The sequence below is a fragment of the Methanosarcina sp. MTP4 genome, assembly GCF_000970045.1.
Classification (GTDB): Archaea; Halobacteriota; Methanosarcinia; order Methanosarcinales; family Methanosarcinaceae; genus MTP4.
Genome location: NZ_CP009505.1, coordinates 2,750,484 through 2,766,357 on the forward strand (window position 1 = coordinate 2,750,484; position 15,874 = coordinate 2,766,357).

General features: G+C 45.6%; 16 protein-coding genes. 8 read left to right on the forward strand and 8 right to left on the reverse strand.

All coding sequences use genetic code 11. The annotated features are described in order from the left end of the window. Positions 1-79 precede the first annotated feature (79 nt). The 5 genes from MSMTP_RS11390 (at position 80) to MSMTP_RS11410 (ending at position 6,877) form a co-directional block, all read left to right on the forward strand. The gene (locus MSMTP_RS11390) at positions 80-961 is read left to right on the forward strand and encodes a DUF58 domain-containing protein (RefSeq protein WP_048179427.1); all 882 of its coding nucleotides are present in this window, start codon (positions 80-82) and stop codon (positions 959-961) included. A 19-nt stretch (positions 962-980) separates the two neighbouring features. Beyond that, on the forward strand, positions 981-2,891 hold the full coding sequence (locus MSMTP_RS11395) for a BatA domain-containing protein (RefSeq protein ID WP_048179430.1): 1,911 nt from the start codon (positions 981-983) through the stop codon (positions 2,889-2,891). Then, on the forward strand, positions 2,888-5,527 hold the full coding sequence (locus MSMTP_RS11400; RefSeq protein ID WP_082090598.1) for a VWA domain-containing protein: 2,640 nt from the start codon (positions 2,888-2,890) through the stop codon (positions 5,525-5,527). Before MSMTP_RS11395 ends, MSMTP_RS11400 begins: the two co-directional genes overlap by 4 nt. A gap of 346 nt (positions 5,528-5,873) precedes the next feature. After that, on the forward strand, positions 5,874-6,242 hold the full coding sequence (locus tag MSMTP_RS11405; protein WP_052718387.1) for a hypothetical protein: 369 nt from the start codon (positions 5,874-5,876) through the stop codon (positions 6,240-6,242). A 101-nt stretch (positions 6,243-6,343) separates the two neighbouring features. Beyond that, positions 6,344-6,877 carry a hypothetical protein gene (locus MSMTP_RS11410; protein ID WP_048179432.1) on the forward strand — a complete coding sequence of 178 codons (534 nt, stop codon included), beginning with the start codon at positions 6,344-6,346 and terminating at the stop codon, positions 6,875-6,877. 382 nt (positions 6,878-7,259) lie between these two features. Here MSMTP_RS11410 and MSMTP_RS11415 read toward each other — a convergent pair whose 3' ends face one another. From MSMTP_RS11415 to eif1A (MSMTP_RS11435), 5 genes are all read right to left on the reverse strand, one after another. Beyond that, on the reverse strand, positions 7,260-7,502 hold the full coding sequence (locus MSMTP_RS11415; RefSeq protein ID WP_048179436.1) for a type II toxin-antitoxin system HicA family toxin: 243 nt from the start codon (positions 7,500-7,502) through the stop codon (positions 7,260-7,262). Further along, positions 7,503-7,718: a type II toxin-antitoxin system HicB family antitoxin gene (locus MSMTP_RS11420; protein WP_048179437.1), complete on the reverse strand. Its 216-nt coding sequence runs from the start codon at positions 7,716-7,718 to the stop codon at positions 7,503-7,505. It lies immediately after the preceding gene. 309 nt (positions 7,719-8,027) lie between these two features. Further along, positions 8,028-8,192, reverse strand: a complete 165-nt coding sequence (locus MSMTP_RS11425) for a CxxC-x17-CxxC domain-containing protein (RefSeq protein ID WP_048179440.1) — start codon at positions 8,190-8,192, stop codon at positions 8,028-8,030. 440 nt (positions 8,193-8,632) lie between these two features. Beyond that, positions 8,633-9,799 (reverse strand): AI-2E family transporter, encoded by a 1,167-nt coding sequence (locus tag MSMTP_RS11430; RefSeq protein ID WP_082090599.1) that lies wholly within the window; start codon positions 9,797-9,799, stop codon positions 8,633-8,635. Positions 9,800-10,039: 240 nt separating this feature from the next. Beyond that, positions 10,040-10,372 (reverse strand): translation initiation factor eIF-1A, encoded by a 333-nt coding sequence (gene eif1A, locus MSMTP_RS11435; protein WP_048179443.1) that lies wholly within the window; start codon positions 10,370-10,372, stop codon positions 10,040-10,042. Between the two features lie 251 nt (positions 10,373-10,623). Between eif1A (MSMTP_RS11435) and MSMTP_RS11440 the strand changes: the two genes are divergently transcribed. Beyond that, on the forward strand, positions 10,624-10,830 hold the full coding sequence (locus tag MSMTP_RS11440; protein WP_156153807.1) for a hypothetical protein: 207 nt from the start codon (positions 10,624-10,626) through the stop codon (positions 10,828-10,830). A 41-nt stretch (positions 10,831-10,871) separates the two neighbouring features. Here MSMTP_RS11440 and MSMTP_RS11445 read toward each other — a convergent pair whose 3' ends face one another. The 3 genes from MSMTP_RS11445 to eif1A (MSMTP_RS11455) all read right to left on the reverse strand — a co-directional run bounded on the left by MSMTP_RS11445 (position 10,872) and on the right by eif1A (MSMTP_RS11455) (position 12,798). After that, on the reverse strand, positions 10,872-11,072 hold the full coding sequence (locus MSMTP_RS11445; protein WP_048179445.1) for a CxxC-x17-CxxC domain-containing protein: 201 nt from the start codon (positions 11,070-11,072) through the stop codon (positions 10,872-10,874). Between the two features lie 289 nt (positions 11,073-11,361). Next, on the reverse strand, positions 11,362-11,694 hold the full coding sequence (gene eif1A / locus MSMTP_RS11450) for a translation initiation factor eIF-1A (RefSeq protein WP_048179447.1): 333 nt from the start codon (positions 11,692-11,694) through the stop codon (positions 11,362-11,364). Positions 11,695-12,471: 777 nt separating this feature from the next. Beyond that, entirely contained in the window at positions 12,472-12,798 is a 327-nt protein-coding gene (eif1A, locus tag MSMTP_RS11455) for a translation initiation factor eIF-1A (protein ID WP_048179450.1), read from the reverse strand. A gap of 1,185 nt (positions 12,799-13,983) precedes the next feature. On the opposite strand from eif1A (MSMTP_RS11455), the gene MSMTP_RS11460 reads away from it, so the two are divergent. Then, the gene (locus tag MSMTP_RS11460; protein WP_048179452.1) at positions 13,984-14,874 is read left to right on the forward strand and encodes a glycine betaine ABC transporter substrate-binding protein; all 891 of its coding nucleotides are present in this window, start codon (positions 13,984-13,986) and stop codon (positions 14,872-14,874) included. 393 nt (positions 14,875-15,267) lie between these two features. Then, entirely contained in the window at positions 15,268-15,822 is a 555-nt protein-coding gene (locus tag MSMTP_RS11465) for a tetrahydromethanopterin S-methyltransferase subunit A (RefSeq protein ID WP_048179456.1), read from the forward strand. The last annotated feature ends 52 nt before the right edge of the window (positions 15,823-15,874 follow it).

Here is a 15,874-nt window from a genome sequence, read left to right on the forward strand (position 1 = left end):
GCTGGAAAACAGACGGAAAATGTGGCTGGAAAGCATAGTGCTTGCAGGGACAAAACAGGGCCTGAGGCGGTGGTGAAACATGGATGGTGAAAAACATAAGATCGATACTTCATTCCTTACCCGGCTCGACAGGTACACGCTCCTTCTCAAAAAAAGGGTAGCTGCAGTTCACTCGGGCAGCCACATCTCAAACATGAAAGGGACGGGGATCGAACTTGTGGACCACAGGAAATACAATCAGGGGGATTCCTTAAAGGACATCGACTGGAACCTCTATGCCCGCACGGAAAGGCTGTACATACGCAGGTACGAGGAAGACAAGACCCTGAACATGGTCATCCTGCTCGATGCCAGCAGCAGCATGGTCTTTCCGGGAACTACCCCGACCAAGTACGAATACGGGGCAACGATAGCCTTAGGGGTCTCCTATATCGTAATGAAATACAACGACAGGTACCTGATCTCGACCTTTACGGACGACGTGGACTATGCCAGGGCCCGGAAAGGAAGAAACGAGTTTCTCAGGACCATCGACAGCTTATCTAGAATTCCGGTCAGCGGAGAAACGAAACTTGCAGACTGTGCAGATTCCGTATACCCGAGGATCAAGACAAAATCAATGGTTTTGATAATTTCGGATTTCCTGGACGACCTGGACTCAATCCGCTACGCTGTCCGCAGGCTTTCCAGGCACGAGCTCGTCCTTGTACAGCTCTATGAGGAAACCGAGATCGACCTGCCCGAAACCCTGGACGGGGCAACCAAATTCATTGACAGTGAGACAGGCAAAGAACTTAACATCGTAGTGGGGCCGCAGTTCAAGAAAGAATATGCTGCCGAATACGGCAGGCACGTGGCAGGGCTTGAGAAGATCGCATACGACTTCCAGATCCCTTACTTCAGGGTAAACATAAAAAACCAGCCCTTTGACACTGTCCTCAGAATCATAGGTGAAAGATAAGTAAAAGGTGATCCCGCCCATGGACTTTGAATTTTCTCCGGGTCTGGCCGCGCTTGCAGGAATTATTCCCCTGACCATAGTATACCTGCTCAAACCCCGCCCGAAAAAGTTTGTCTTACCTACCCTTATGTTCGTGCAGCGGATAGGGCAGAACGTCCTCGATGCCCGGCGCAAGCTCAGCAACAGGATAAACGACCCACTATTTTTCCTTCAGCTCCTGACCCTGATTTTCATAGCCTTCGCCCTTGCAGGTCCCATGGTAGACGACCTTGCAGGAGACTCGAGAAAGGTCATATTCATCATAGACTCCTCTGCCAGCATGAGTTCGGACGGCCGGATCGAAGCCGCACAGGAAATCGCGATAAACAACCTGGGCAGGAAAAACACGATTATCGCCGCAGAAAGCATTCCCATGATACTTGCGGAATCCCTGGACGCAGCTGATGCAAAAGAAGTCCTTTCCGGCATGGAAGCCCGGAACACAGGGACTGATATCCCAAAAACGGTTCTGGCGGTCATAGGCGAAAAAGAGAGCGAGAATGGGAAAGTAATAGTCATATCCGATTTTGAAAACTGGGACGGGAAGGCACCTGAAACATACGTCAATATCGCCAGGACCAAAAATATCGAACTTGAATTCAAACAGGTAGGAGAAAAGACCCCTAACTACGCAATCATAGCCGGGCACCTGACGGACAGGAATGACGGGACCTATGAATATACCTGCACTGTCAAAAACTTCAATGATAAAAGCACAAAACTCGATGTCCGGCTGGAAAGCAAGTCCGAACTCTTTCCCACCCAGAAAGTGAGAAACTCGGTCACCCTGGGAAAATACGGGACACAGCAAATCACCTTCTCCAACATCCGCCAGGGGACCTCTACCGTGAAAATCCTGAACAAGGACGCTGTCCCCTGCGACAACAGCGCTTACATCTCCATCCCCGAAATCACCCCGAAACGGATCCTCGTACTGACGGACCAGGACCCTGCGGTCAACAGGTCAGCCCTGCTGACAGCCGTATCGCTGATGCAAAATACGGTCGTTGATGTGCATTATAAGCTCCTCGACGGGCTTCCTTCGGACTACACAATGTACGATACGATTATCGTAAACTGCAAATACGGCCCGCTGCCCTCTAAAAGTGCCCGGAAAATCGCCGACTATGCGAAAAGCGGGAAAGAACTGGTAGTCATCGGGAACGGCTGCCTTTACAACTGTTCGGAAATGCACGGGCTTTACCCCGTCCTTCCGGTCAGCGTAAAATCATTCGAAGAAGAGGGCAGCCACACTGTCGAAGCGGCAGGAAGCGGGAAGAATATTTTTGAAGACGTCACCTTCGAGGAAATATACGTGCGCAAATTCCTGACTACTACCCCAAAAGAAGATGCTGTCGTGCTTGCGGAACTTAAGGGCGCAGGCAAAGATACAGGCCCCATGGTCTCTACCTGGAACATATACAACGGGACGACAGCCTATGTGGGTTTCAGTGACGCTGCCGATAACGACCCCTGGAACAACTTCCATACCATGCCCACATACCCCGTATTCTGGGCAAAGCTGCTCAAGTACATATGGGGGGTCGGGGAAATCAGCGAGACTAACGTGAGAACAGGCAGGTACCAGCCGTTAGAACACAAAACCAGGATCGGAACCCCGACAGAAACAGTTAGTAGTGACTTTGCATACTACGACGAGTGCGGCTTTTACAGCCTGGACCAGAAAACGATTGCTGCCAACCTCTACGACCCCCTGGAATCAAATACCTATACCAGCAACCGGCTGCACCTTGAACCCGAAAAAGAGGAAGACCTGAAACAGGAAATCCGCACGCAATCCCCGTACAAAGCCCGGAAATACCTGATTTACGCCCTACTGCTGCTCCTGGTCATTGAAAACCTGATCATGTTCAGGAGGAGGATCATATGATTATTGACGGCCCTCACGGCCTTGATTTCCTGAACGGTTTCGGAATTCTGAATTCCGCCGGAATCAGCTACGAACTTGATTTCCTCTACGAAAAAGAACTGTTCCTCCTCTTTCCCCTGGCACTGATGGTATTCCTGGGGCTCAGGAAAAAAGTTTATAAGAGACATCTCTTTATCCACGCCCTGGTTGCCTTCCTCCTGATCATAGCGCTTGCAGCGCCCTATACTGCGGAAATAGCCTCCATAAAAAGTGACCAGTCCCGGGTCACCATAATTTCGGACGAAAGCCCCAGTATGGAACTGCTCCGGGAAGGGGTCGCAGAAGAGATCACAGAAGAACTCGGCAACAGCATTCCCGCGACGGCCACAACGGTTTCGGGCCCGAATACCGCTTTGGGCGACGCCATTATCCAGCAGGCTTCGGCTGATAACTTTGTACTTGTGGTCTCGGATGGGCAGGGAAACTCCGGGACTTCACTTGAAGACGCCCTTTCCTACTGCTACAGGAACAATTTTCCGGTAGCAGCCCTGGTCCCGGAAACCCTTGAAGAAGACCTCAGTATAGAGATTGAAGGCGAAAATGAAGTTCCGGTGGATTCCGAAGCTTTCTTTACAGCCCATATCAGGAAATCAACCGAGGAAGACGAAAAAGAAGAAATTAGTTACAAACTGAGGATTACGGTCGACCGTGTAAAAATCATGGAACGGGAAATTAACCAGACCGAAAGAATAGTAAGTATTCCTTTCACCCACACCTTCGAGACCCTGGGTCCGCATACCCTGAAAGCAACCCTCCACCCCGCGACCTACCGGCCGGGAGGTATGGACTATTTCGAAGAAAATAACCATTACATGAAGAGCATCTACGTAACCCCGAAGCCGAAGGTGCTTTTCGTTACCAATGAGCCTGATTCCCCTCTTTCCTACGTCTTGAAAGAAGTCTATGAGGTACACGCAAGGAAGTCATATAATTACCTGGACGGCATGGACGCTGTGGTAATCGACAACCAGGCTACGTCTACCATCTCGGATTCCGAAACCGAGAACCTGAGAAAATTCATCCTTAACGGGGGCGGAATGGTAGTTGTCGGCGGGGACTCTGCTTATGATTTACCGGAAGAGGACACGTACAGGAACACGAAATTCGAAGAACTCCTCCCGGTTACCTCCAACCCTTCCAGCTGGCGGGGCGGAAGAAATATTGTCCTGATGCTCGACGTTTCCCCGAGTACCCTGGAGAGCAATAACATAGGAGGAAAGGTCCTTGACGACATCCTGTCCAACACTATCGTGCTTCTCGAAAGCGAGCTCCTGAAAGATGCAAGAGTCGACGTAATTAAATTCGGGAGCAAAGGAGAGGATATCACGGACGGATTCCTGGATATGTCCAGAGAGTCAAACAGGGTCTGGCTTGATTCCGAGATCCGGAGAATAACCCCCAGGGGAGACTCCACAGCCCTCGAACAGGGCCTTTTAACCGCACGCCACCTCCTCGAAGCACAGGATGATGATGCGGAAGCCGAAATTATAATCGTCTCCGACGGCAGGATCGGCACCCCCGGCGAGGGGGTAGGCAGTTTCGAAAAAGCAATTGTGCGTGCACAGGAGCTTAAGGACAGTGGGATTGGCATTTACTTTATCCACATACATTCCCCGAGAGCCGAGCTCCAGGTCAACCGCGAGGGCAGGTACTACGCCGATACCCTGATGAACAGGATCCACCTGTCCGAAAATTATTACAGGATAGAACCCGGGCAGAGGGTGAACCTCAACTTCGGGGAAAGCCCGGAAAAAACCGAGGACACCGAAGACGACTACTCTTCCGGATCTATCGTCATCTACGACCCGAAACATTTCATTACCAGGGACATTTCAGGAATAAATGACATCCTGGGCTACAATGACGTAAACCCCAGGCCCGAAGCAAACCGCCTGGTAATAACGAGGCTTGGAAAACCCGTGCTCACGGTCTGGAGACTGGGCCTTGGCCGCGTAGCCTCGATCAGCACCGACAACGGCTACGGCGGCGGAATCCCCTGGGCTCCCGGCCTCTACCTCGAAAACGACAGCCTCCTTATCACAAGGACCCTGAACTGGGCAGTCGCAGACACCGACACCGGCCAGCCGGTCCAGCTAAAAGTCCCTGACCTCAAAATGAACCAGCCAGGCAGAATCCTGATCACCACCAGCAAAAAAGGCACCCCTGACCTCTACTTCGACAAAGAACCCATGGAAATAAGCTCAATCGGGAGCAACATGTACGAGTCCTACGTCATCCCTGAAACCTTCGGCCTCCACAACATCTCCGAAACCCCCTACTCCGTAATCCCCCTCGACGCCTCCGACTCAGAAATCGCCTTCATCCTGAATGCCTCCTCCAGACCAGTCTCCGTAAACCACGCCGACGAATACATCTACATCGGCGAAAACCCCCTCTTCAAAACAGCCGTCCGCGAAAACGGCGGAAAAGTTTACACCAAAGAGGACCTCTATACCCGGATCATAGAAGACTCAAAAACCACCACCGAAAAAACCGTCAGGACAGAAGTGGTCTATACAAAGCAGATCATCGCCCTGGCTTTCCTCATTTACCTGCTGTACACGCTGTACCACACGTATAATACGAGGATGAGGTGAAGGGCGATTATGGGATTGCATGTGGTAGAAGCGACTCTGCTGGATGGTTGAAAACAGGGTACTTTTATCGGGCGGCTTGGGTTGTGCCGGGATAACCGGAATGGTGTCTTCCGTGGTTTTTGTCCACGGTCACCGAAGGTGACCGGCCTGTCCTTAAATTATGCCTTGAATGAATGAAGAAAGTTACAGAAAAACAACAACAAGGAAAAAACATTGTCTGCATAATCTACGCCCCACATTACACCGCTAATCGCATGGAAATTATTTTTTTGTGCAATAGCAAATCCCTTGTGCAATTGTAAACTTCAAAAATAATTTATACTCAAAAGTAATAGAAAAATGGTAAATGCCAGATAGTTCAAAACCTGTTGAAAGCAAAGAGTATGATACAGATTCCAATCCAGATTCTGATTTTGATTCTGTTTCAGAATCCACCGAGCCTTTCCCTCCGACCCCTTCATATCAAACGACTGAATTCATAGCCTGGCTAAAAAAGCGAGGAGCTATAAGAAAACTTTCCGAGTGCATGAGAAAGTGGGAAAGCGAAGGTCTCGACATCGAATACACTGTCAATTCATTAAGCCCGGAAATTATTGCTATTTACCGTTCACGCGGAGAAAAAGTCGTTTTTTTAAAGAACAAGGTATGGGCAGACAGATGGATGATATTCCACGATCTTGAAGTCCCTCACCACAAACATAAGAAAAAAATATAACATCCAGGAAAACATCCAGGATATTAAGCCAATAGAAAAAATATTTTCTGTAACAGAAAATAAAAGTAGGGTTTAAGACGAAAAACGTCATATAATCATGTATGACAGATACAACTGGGGAAAACCTTCCGGAACTGCCGGAAGACCTTGAGCCCTTCCTGGACAAGCCATATGGGGGCCTTTTCGGGGACAATGCCCGGACCAGAATCATAGAAGAAATCATAGCCGATCCGCACCGCTACTACCGACCACACTATTTTGAAGAACTGACCGGGGCTTCAGCTCCCACCGTCCGAAAGATCCTCAACTCCCTGACGAAGCTCGGCCTGCTCGAAAAGGACACGAGCGATAGACAGCACCCCATCTACCGGGTAAACCTGAACTCAAAAAAAGTCACAGCCCTCACTTTTCTTGCATATGCCTCGCTTGACGACCGGGATGGCTCGGAATGTATGGAAGATGTCATTCTTGATTATTATGTTAGAGTCCTTCATCCAAAAACACAGGCTCTGGGTGTTGCTACAGAGCTTGAATACGAGATCGGGGAAGGAAAAGACACCGACAGGTATGAATGCAGCTCGAAGAGCACAACCTCGGGCAGCAAAAGAAAAAATTCGACTCGAAGGAGAGACTGAACATGCCGGGAGACAAAAGAAAAATCCCGGCCTCCTCCTCATCAATCTTTTAGAAAGCTGATGAAAGACTTTGAAAGGGGCAAGGTAGAACTTCGAGTTAGCAAACGGTTCGTGGGGGCTGAGCGGGGTAGCCGTCCGGACGAAAAATAAAAAAGAAGTTATGGAAATCCGACGAACGAACTCCTCTAATCGAGAAATAACGCCCCTTTACCTACATCCCTCTTCAAAAATCCCGGCCTCCGCCTCATCAATCATTAAAACCCACCTAAAATCGTCCTCTTGAGCGAACGAAGTGAGCGAAAAGGACACCGTGCTGTTGCGATTACATCGCAACTCCCAGAAAATCACCGATTTTCTGTGATCCCGAAGCGGAACTCGGGTGTTAGAAAACGATAAGGCTCTTTATGAGTTCGATCCACTCATCCCTGGTAATTTTTACATCCTTTATGATTTTGTTGATCATACCTTTTCCAATCTTTTCAGTCGGATGCACCGGAATGATCGTTGTCCTGCCATCGGGATGCCTAATAAACAGGTGGCTGCCCTTCTGCCTTATCTGTTCAAATCCCAGGTTTTCAAGTGTTTTTATGACTTTTTTGTGAGGAAGAGGGCTAATCTTACTCATTCAGATGCCAACCTTAACCTTCTGAATCCCGATAAAATCGAGTTTTTCCCCGGTTTTTTCAGATTCGACCTCAAGGTAGAGCTCAATAGCTTCTTTTATCCGCCTGTTCAGTTCGTCCAGAGTCTCCGCCTGGGTATGGCAGCCCTCAAGTTCAGGCACGTATGCCACATAAATTCCATCTTCATCCTGCTCGATCACAACAGTAAATTCTCTCATTTGACCTTTCCTCATTAAAAAACGTCTTATAAATCATATCCCGGTGATTTTATTTATACCTGCGGAGGGGATGAGCGGGAGGAGATTCCAGGCAAAAAATAAAAAGATAGTTATTATAACCCACTTGAGCGAAATCCTCAGATCGAGAAAAAGCCACCATTTACACCCTTCCTCTTCAAAAATACAGGGCTCCACCTGGTGAAAATAAGTAAAGAAACAAAGAGAATAAACCAAAAAAAGAAAAGATGAATCAGGCGTTACTGTAAACTTAATTACAGAATTACCACCTGACGCAGATTATCTTTAGAATTACCTGTGCTTTGCAAGGCAATCCCTGCAGTATACTGGTCTGCCTTCGGTGGGTTTGAACGGTACTTCGGTTTCAACACCGCAGTCAGAGCAAGTCACTTTTGTCATTTCCCTTGGTCCACGGTTACCGCGGAAACCTCCGGAATTTCTGTCATTAAAAGCCATTTTCGTTTCACCTCCGCTTTAGCGGATAGTCATAGATCAAAAACAAGATGGTATAGACCCTTAGATTAAAAACAAAAATTGGTTTTTAATAACAGACTTTATACGTCTCTTAATTTTCAATACAATCATTGCACAATCAAATTATATAAAAGTTACTCATAAAAAAGAGGATAAAGAAACCCCCTTCACCAGAATCAGCTGCATGTAACCCCGGTCTTACATCCCCCCAAAAGACATACCAAGAATACCATCCCGGACCATCGCCCCCAGCCCAGCCAAAATATCCCCGGATCGAGAAAAAGCCGCCCTTTCCACCCTCCTATCCGAAAATCTCGACCTTCGCCCAAGCAATCTTTAAGGAAACGGTTTCAAAGCAAGGCGGACTGAATACCGTGTTTAACCGTGTTTAACCGTTTTTGTACCGAACAAACTTTGACATATCAAGCCACAGGTTCATTACCCATGGCTTCACTTCCCATGGCTTCACTTCCTATGGCTTCACTTCCCATGGCTTCGTTTCCTGCGGTTTTATTCTCAAAAACAGTATCAAGTGGATCTTCATCTGAAGGGGATTCTCCATTATTCAGAATTTTTCTCGTCCTGTAAGCCGCAAGCAAAAATCCATAAGTCAGTGGCCCGATGATGATCCCCACCGGCCCCAGGACAAAGAGGGGGGCTGCAAAGGCCACAAGGGTGATTGCGGGATGGATTGCTGCTTTGCTTTTGGCAAGTCTTGGTCTGATGATGAAGTCCGGGACTATGCTCAGGAAAAGGGTACCAAAGACTAGCAGGGCAGCTGCAGTAAAGAACTCCTGCAGGAGGACATAGTAAAGGGCAAGGAGCCCGAAGACTGTCCCTGCTCCGACCACGGGGAGAAGTGCCAGGACAAAGGTAAAGATTCCCCAGATAATGGGGTAGGGGACACCCAGGATCCAGTAGAGGATTCCTCCGAATATGCCGGTCAGGAAGCAGGTCAGGAAGTAGACGTTGAAAAGGTTGTGGTAAATGTGGTTGAGCTCGGTCAGGAAAATTAGCCCTACCTTTTTGTCGGGGAAGAGGTTCGGGAGCTCTGCAGCGATATTTGAGCTTTCGACCAGCAGGTAGTAAGTCAGGATGATGACCACAGCCAGTTCAACAGTAAGGATGGTCAAGTCAGAGGAGACCCGAAAGATGAGCCCCTGGATTTCAGGGGCATGGCCCGTTACCAGGGTGTTCAGGGACGAGCCTATGTTTTCTGTTAATTCCCCGGGAGGAGTAGAAATAAAAGGCTCGAAAAGCCCTATGATCTGCCGGAGGTTTATGTTTGCAAACCCGTTTAATGTATTGGGAATTTCCAGAATTTTTGAGACCTCGTTCAGCAAAACCCCTACTGTGCTGACGGTAAAGAAAGTGGCAAAAAGAAAGATCATGACAAGGGGAATTAAAGCGGAAATTTGCCTGTTCTTCACGAACTTAAGGGAAAAAACGTAAGCAGGATGGATGATGTACGCAAAAAGGCAACTGAGGATAAGCACATAGAAAAAAGCGGACGTAATGTATAAAGCATACAATGAAACCAGGATAATTATGACGGCATAGCCAACTTTAACCGGGTCATAATTTTTCATAAAGAAGGAATAACATAAAATATATAAATAAGTTATCGTCTATAGAACCCGGCCCACATCAACATAGACAGCATAAACAGCATAGACAGGTTCCTGCAGAAAAGTAAATATGAATTTCAGGCATCTTTATTCAGATACCTTTGTTAGACACTTTTGCTGGACACCTTGTTAAACACTTTCACTTCAGGCACCATTTTCCAGATGCCTTTAATTAGCACTTAAGATACCCATGCATTTAAATCAGCACTTGAGGTATCCTTTTCTTTCGAGCCACTCTGCCTGGGGTCTTGTGTATTTCCAGGTTACGTCGGCTTTAGAGTTCTGGACTTCCCAGGGGTTGGCTATGACAACATCTCCTTCCTTGATCCACATTCTCTTTTTCCTGGACCCGGGAATCCTGCCCATGCGGACAATCCCATCCATACACTGCAGGCTGACTCTTTTCGAGCCGAGTAAACTAGCAACCGTTGCAAGGATTTCGTTTTTGTCTCTTCGGGGAGTACGTACCCTTGTTACTTCCGGACTATCTCCTGATTTTACTACTTTGCTTGAACCTAACCTTCTTTTTCTCATATTACTTCTGTAATTTGCCAGATTAACACCTCGTTGTGTGATTTTTCAAATTCAATTTAGGAAGACTCCACCTAAGCGGATAGCAAATATTCTGAAAATAAGATTATACAGAACTCATTAAACAAAAAAACAAAAACAAGGACAAAAATGAGTTTTGAATAACAGATTACAGACCTATTTAGCTCCTACATATTATATGGCAGTCAAATTATATAAATGTATTTATGAAAATCGGGGGACGATAAAAAATCTTGCAAACAAACAAACAAACAAACAAACAAACAAACAAACAAACAAACAAACAAACAAACAAACAAACAAACAAACAAACAAACAAACAAACAAACAAACAAACAAAACAAACGAATAAAAAATATTTCAAGAACCCTATCCGGAAATCTGAAGAAAAAAGTATAAGCCAGCTTAAGGTAAAAACAAAAAGACAAACAAAAAAATGAAAATGGATAAGTGTTAATGTAAACAAAGTTACAACAAACACTTAGTATCTGTTTTCTCTGGGTTTCCTGTGGTTGGGAAGACAATCTCTGCAGTAGACGGGTCTTTCCGGGTCAGGTTTGAAAGGTACTTCGGTTTCAACACCACAGTCAGAACAGATTGCCTTGTGCATTTCCCTGGGGCCTCCGAAACCTCCACGGGAATTGTTGCCTCTGAAACTGTTTCCTCTGTCATTAAAAGCCATTTTCTTGTCACCTCCGCTCAAGCGGGTAGTCAATAGTGTTTAAAAATAAGATTGTATAGAACTCTTTGATTAAAAACGAAATTGGTTTTTAACAACAGATGATTATACGTCTCTTTATTTTTAATTACTCATACAGGACGTTTATGATATATAAATATAACCCACAAAAGATGCCGCTTAGTAAACAATTAGTCTAAAAATCAAATTAATCATGTAAAAGAGTAATGGAAAAGGTAAAACAATTATCGGTTTTACCTGAAAGATCGGTTTTACCTGAAATAGACTCTTTTCAGTCTTTAAGGTAACCTTTTCTCTGGAGCCATTCGACCTGGGGTCTTGTGTATTTCCAGGTTACGTCAGCTTTGGAGTCCTGGACATCCCAGGGAGTTGCAATAACAACGTCTCCTTCCCGAATCCACATTCTCTTTTTCTTGGAACCGGGAATCCTGCCCATACGGACAACCCCGTCCATGCACTGCAGGCTGACCCTTTTCGAGCCCAGCAGAGTTGTGACCGTTGCCAGAACTTCGTTTCTCTCTCTCCGGGGGGTGCGTACCCTTGTTACTTCCGGAGTGCCGGGAGAATTGGTTGATGTGTTTGATCCTGTCCTTCTCTTTCTCATTATGCTTCTATAATTAGCCAGATTAACTCCTCGTGGTTTGCCCCTCTCATCTCAATTCGGACCGGTTATATTCCGACAATATTGGTGGAGAAGCTCTTTATTTTATTATAAATGATATAAGCAAATGTCTATAAGGTTGTAGCTTAATATAAGCTGATTGTAATCGATTATTAGTTTTTTGCTTAAAGATTGCCTTGCAGAGAGGTGAGCAAAAGTACTTCAAAACTGATTAAGGATTGATGTAATCCGGTTATACCTGCAACAATTAAATCCGAATATTCCCGGAATTTTCCATGCCCTGACAAAAAAGCCCCTGCGAAATGCAAATTTTTTTTTCGGCCTGAACAGAACCCCGATCCAACCCATAGCCGGAACAGGTTACACTGTGCATTTCCGGAGGACCTCTATTGTCGTCCCGAAACGATTACCCTGTCAGAAAAACTCATTTCTTCATCTCACGTCAGCGAATAATAAACTTCGCCAAAAAGCAAGAGATGAATAATTATCACTCAAACAAAAATGAAGTTTTTAATAACAGATTATACGTCTATTAACTTTCGCTGTTGATACAAGCCCCAGCAATGTATATAAAGGTATCCTGAAACAGTCAGGGAAAAGTGACTCGATGAAACTGACAAAACCGTGGCCCTGAAGGTATGGGTTTAAGGCAGAACAGAAATAGCCTGAAAAAAAATCAAAATTTATTTTAAAATGCACATTAAAAAGGGAGTAAAGGAGCTGCAGGATAAATTGTCTTTATCTTATCCTGTTCTTCATTTAGTCTTTAAGGTACCCTTTTCTCTGGAGCCAGTCGACCTGGGGTTTCGTGTATTTCCAGATTACGTCGGCTTTAGAGTCCTGGATATCCCAGGGAGTTGCAATAACAATATCCCCTTCCCGAATCCACATCTTTTTGTTCCTGGAACCGGGGATCCTGCCCATGCGGACAACTCCATCCATGCACTGCAAAGCAACTCTTTTCGAGCCCAGTAAACTTGCGACCGTTGCCAGGACTTCGTTTTTATCCTTGCGGGGGGTGCGAACCCTTGTTACTTCCGGAGTGTCTCCTACTGGTTTAGCGCTTCCTGTCCTTCTCTTTCTCATATTGCTTCTGTAATTAGCCAGGTTAATTCCTCATCTCTTGGTTCTTATAATTTCCTCCGGGCTGGTTTCCCTGAATCGGCATCCTGTCGCTTTTCCGGAACCTTTCGAATTATCATTTTTTACATTATACAGGCGTTAGATCGTTTTTTACCCCGGATTCCACGCACGAAAGCAAAGCAAAAAGCAAGATGCTACTGTGCAAAAGCGGCTGAAGAGTACCAGGAGGAAGAGCTAATATATTTATTATAAAAACAAAAAGCAGTTTTTAATAACAATTATACGCCCTTGTTTTTTAATCAAATATTATGCTTATGATATATAAAAGTATCCGGAATTTTGAAATAGGAGGACCAGTTAACAGGTCTGGTCTCTGGCAATTACCCAACTGCTTAAACCCGATTTTCTGAGAAACTCTCCATTAAATCGGAACCTTCCAAAGCCTCTGGCAAAAATGAGAATGTATAAGATGGACAGATGGGTGGATAGAAAGGCACCCGTGAGGGTGGACAGACAAAGGAACAGACGAATGGACGGCCGGCGATTAACCCGGAAATAGGCGGCAAAAAAGGAAAAAATACGCAGCAAGGTCAATAAAATAAAAAATAATAACATAAGTTAATACAAAATGCTAAATAAATATTAAAAAATATTACCTGTTGACAAATAAAGGTTATGGACCTGTAACCTATTTATAGTAAACTCCCCGAATTTGTAATCGTCAAAAGTTAACAAACTGACGAAAAGAGCCACTTACAGGTGAGAAATTTACAGAACAGATTTACACAATCGTGAAAGGAAATTCCTTTCGAAGTTGACCCCCCATATATTACCAGGATTTTCATCATGTATTTCCATTCAAAACTTTAAAGGAAATCCGTTACCCATCTCATATTTCTGACCATGCCATGCTGGAAAGGCAGCGAAGTGCGATAGGATATAATATTCGCCTCCGCTGCATCTTATATCGGTTTTGAAGTATCTGATAAACCGTGGTCGGGACTGTTCCCGGAGCGGGAAATCGGTGCATGGCAGTGAACTCCGGCTGAAAAATGATTTTCATCCCCTGTGTTTTATCAGCTTTCGGCTGTTTTCGCATCCTGTTTGCTGGCTTTTGATGTGCGGAGAAAGTTCCAAAAGAACATTTCGATATGCAGAGACATTATTTTACAAAGGAGGTGCAATAGAGTGATCAAAAACAAATTATCTACTTTTTCCCTTGCAGCCCTGCTTCTCGCAGTTGCCCTGCTGGCCGCAGGCTGTGTTGATTCAACGGATTCCCCCGAAAACGCAGCTGCTTCAAAAGGAACCGTGGTGCTTGTAACAACCCCCTACGGAACATCCATATCCAGCTCAAACGTCATGAAGCTTGTACTTGAAGAAGCAGGCTATGACACAGAATTAAAGTTGGCAGATGTAGGAGTTGCCTGGCAGAGTGTTGCCTCCGGGTCTTCGGACTTGTTAACAGACGCCTGGCTGCCTGACACCCATAAACAGTACATGGACAAATACGAAAACGACGTTATCTACGTAAAAAAGAACCTTGAAGGCGGCACCAGGTGCGGGCTCGTAGTGCCAGCATACGTGACTATCGACTCCATCGATGAGTTGAACTCCGAGAAGGAAAAGTTCGACGGAAAAATCATCGGCATCGAACCAGGAGCCGGGATCATGATCAGCAGTGACGAAGCCATTGCAGAATACGGCCTGGATTATGAATTAATGACCGGCAGTGAAGTGAGCATGATCACCACTCTCATGGACACCATCGATTCCGAGGAATGGGTTGTTGTAACAGGCTGGTCTCCCCACTGGAAATTCCAGCGCTGGGACCTCAAGTACCTTGATGACCCAAAGGGCGTTTACGGAGATAAAGGAGATATCGTGACCATCGCCCGGCCCGGCTTAGACGAGGATGCTCCCGAAGCCTACGCAATCCTTGAAAGGTTCGAATGGACCCCTGTAGACATGGAAGCTGTGATGTACGACATGGAACAGGGGATGACGGAAGAAGATGCAGCCGCAAAGTGGATCGAGAACAATCGAGATCAGGTCGACATGTGGCTCGGAAACGACTAAGTTTCCACCCCCTCTTTTTTTTTCCTAATTTTTACATTTATACTGTTTTTTCTTTTTTACTTTTGTTGATTTTACTGTTGTTTCTTTTTTGCTTTTGTTGGTTTTATTACTGTTGTTTTTTTACTTTTGTTGGTTTCATTATTGTTGTTGCCTTTATTTTTTCCTAAAAATTCCCCTTTACTTTCAGTTTTTCATTATCAACAGAACTATTTCAACAGAAATTAATATATTAAGTATAACAAATCATTAAAAGAGAATTACACATCGTCAAAAAGAGTACTACAAACAATTAAAGAGAGTACTACAAACAATTAAAGAGAGTACTACAAACAATTAAAGAGAGTACTACAAACAATTAAGAAGTGAGCAATTACTCAGAAAAGGAGCTTTTTCATGGAATGGCCCGTAACTCCCGGTGATTATGTAGTAGGAGACCCGAATTCTCCTGTAGCAGTCGTAACCCTTGCCTCGGACTACCGCAGCCTCAACCTTAAAAACTATGCCATCTGTGGGACCTGTTTTACGGAAAACTTCGGGATTGAGAAGGTGATAGTCAATGTGCTTTCGAACCACAGGATCAGCTGCCTGCTTGTCTGCGGGAAGGAGAGTGACCATTTTGCCGGGCAATCCCTGCTGGCACTTGCCGAAAACGGGGTTTCGGCTTTCGGAGGGTCACGAAAGATTGTCGGGTCAGAGGGAGTGATCCCTTACCTTAATGAAATCCCGGCGACCTCTATCTCCCGCTTCCTCCGGGAAATAGAAGTTATTGACCTTGTGGAAACTACCGACCCTGCAGTCATCCAGCAAGCAATCGATTCCTGCAGCGGAGAAGAAAGAGGCGAAGCCCCGGAGCTTTCCATGCCCGAAATTGATGAACACAGCTGGAAGAAGTATGAAAAAGAGGTAAAGCAAAACGTAATGTCCAGGATAAAAAAAGGGCAACAATAAAAAAAGATTAAAAAGTAAATTTGCAGCTTTTTAGAAATGTAGAAATATTCAC

Bases quoted from the DNA above. Each gene is read 5' to 3' on its own strand.
- MSMTP_RS11390 (WP_048179427.1), top strand. From the start codon at position 80: ATGGATGGTGAAAAACATAAGATCGATACTTCATTCCTTACCCGGCTC.
- MSMTP_RS11395 (WP_048179430.1), top strand. From the start codon at position 981: ATGGACTTTGAATTTTCTCCGGGTCTGGCCGCGCTTGCAGGAATTATT.
- MSMTP_RS11400 (WP_082090598.1), top strand. From the start codon at position 2,888: ATGATTATTGACGGCCCTCACGGCCTTGATTTCCTGAACGGTTTCGGA.
- MSMTP_RS11405 (WP_052718387.1), top strand. From the start codon at position 5,874: ATGCCAGATAGTTCAAAACCTGTTGAAAGCAAAGAGTATGATACAGAT.
- MSMTP_RS11410 (WP_048179432.1), top strand. From the start codon at position 6,344: ATGACAGATACAACTGGGGAAAACCTTCCGGAACTGCCGGAAGACCTT.
- MSMTP_RS11415 (WP_048179436.1), bottom strand. From the start codon at position 7,502: ATGAGTAAGATTAGCCCTCTTCCTCACAAAAAAGTCATAAAAACACTT.
- MSMTP_RS11420 (WP_048179437.1), bottom strand. From the start codon at position 7,718: ATGAGAGAATTTACTGTTGTGATCGAGCAGGATGAAGATGGAATTTAT.
- MSMTP_RS11425 (WP_048179440.1), bottom strand. From the start codon at position 8,192: ATGGCTTTTAATGACAGAAATTCCGGAGGTTTCCGCGGTAACCGTGGA.
- MSMTP_RS11430 (WP_082090599.1), bottom strand. From the start codon at position 9,799: ATGAAAAATTATGACCCGGTTAAAGTTGGCTATGCCGTCATAATTATC.
- eif1A (WP_048179443.1), bottom strand. From the start codon at position 10,372: ATGAGAAAAAGAAGGTTAGGTTCAAGCAAAGTAGTAAAATCAGGAGAT.
- MSMTP_RS11445 (WP_048179445.1), bottom strand. From the start codon at position 11,072: ATGGCTTTTAATGACAGAGGAAACAGTTTCAGAGGCAACAATTCCCGT.
- eif1A (WP_048179447.1), bottom strand. From the start codon at position 11,694: ATGAGAAAGAGAAGGACAGGATCAAACACATCAACCAATTCTCCCGGC.
- eif1A (WP_048179450.1), bottom strand. From the start codon at position 12,798: ATGAGAAAGAGAAGGACAGGAAGCGCTAAACCAGTAGGAGACACTCCG.
- MSMTP_RS11465 (WP_048179456.1), top strand. From the start codon at position 15,268: ATGGAATGGCCCGTAACTCCCGGTGATTATGTAGTAGGAGACCCGAAT.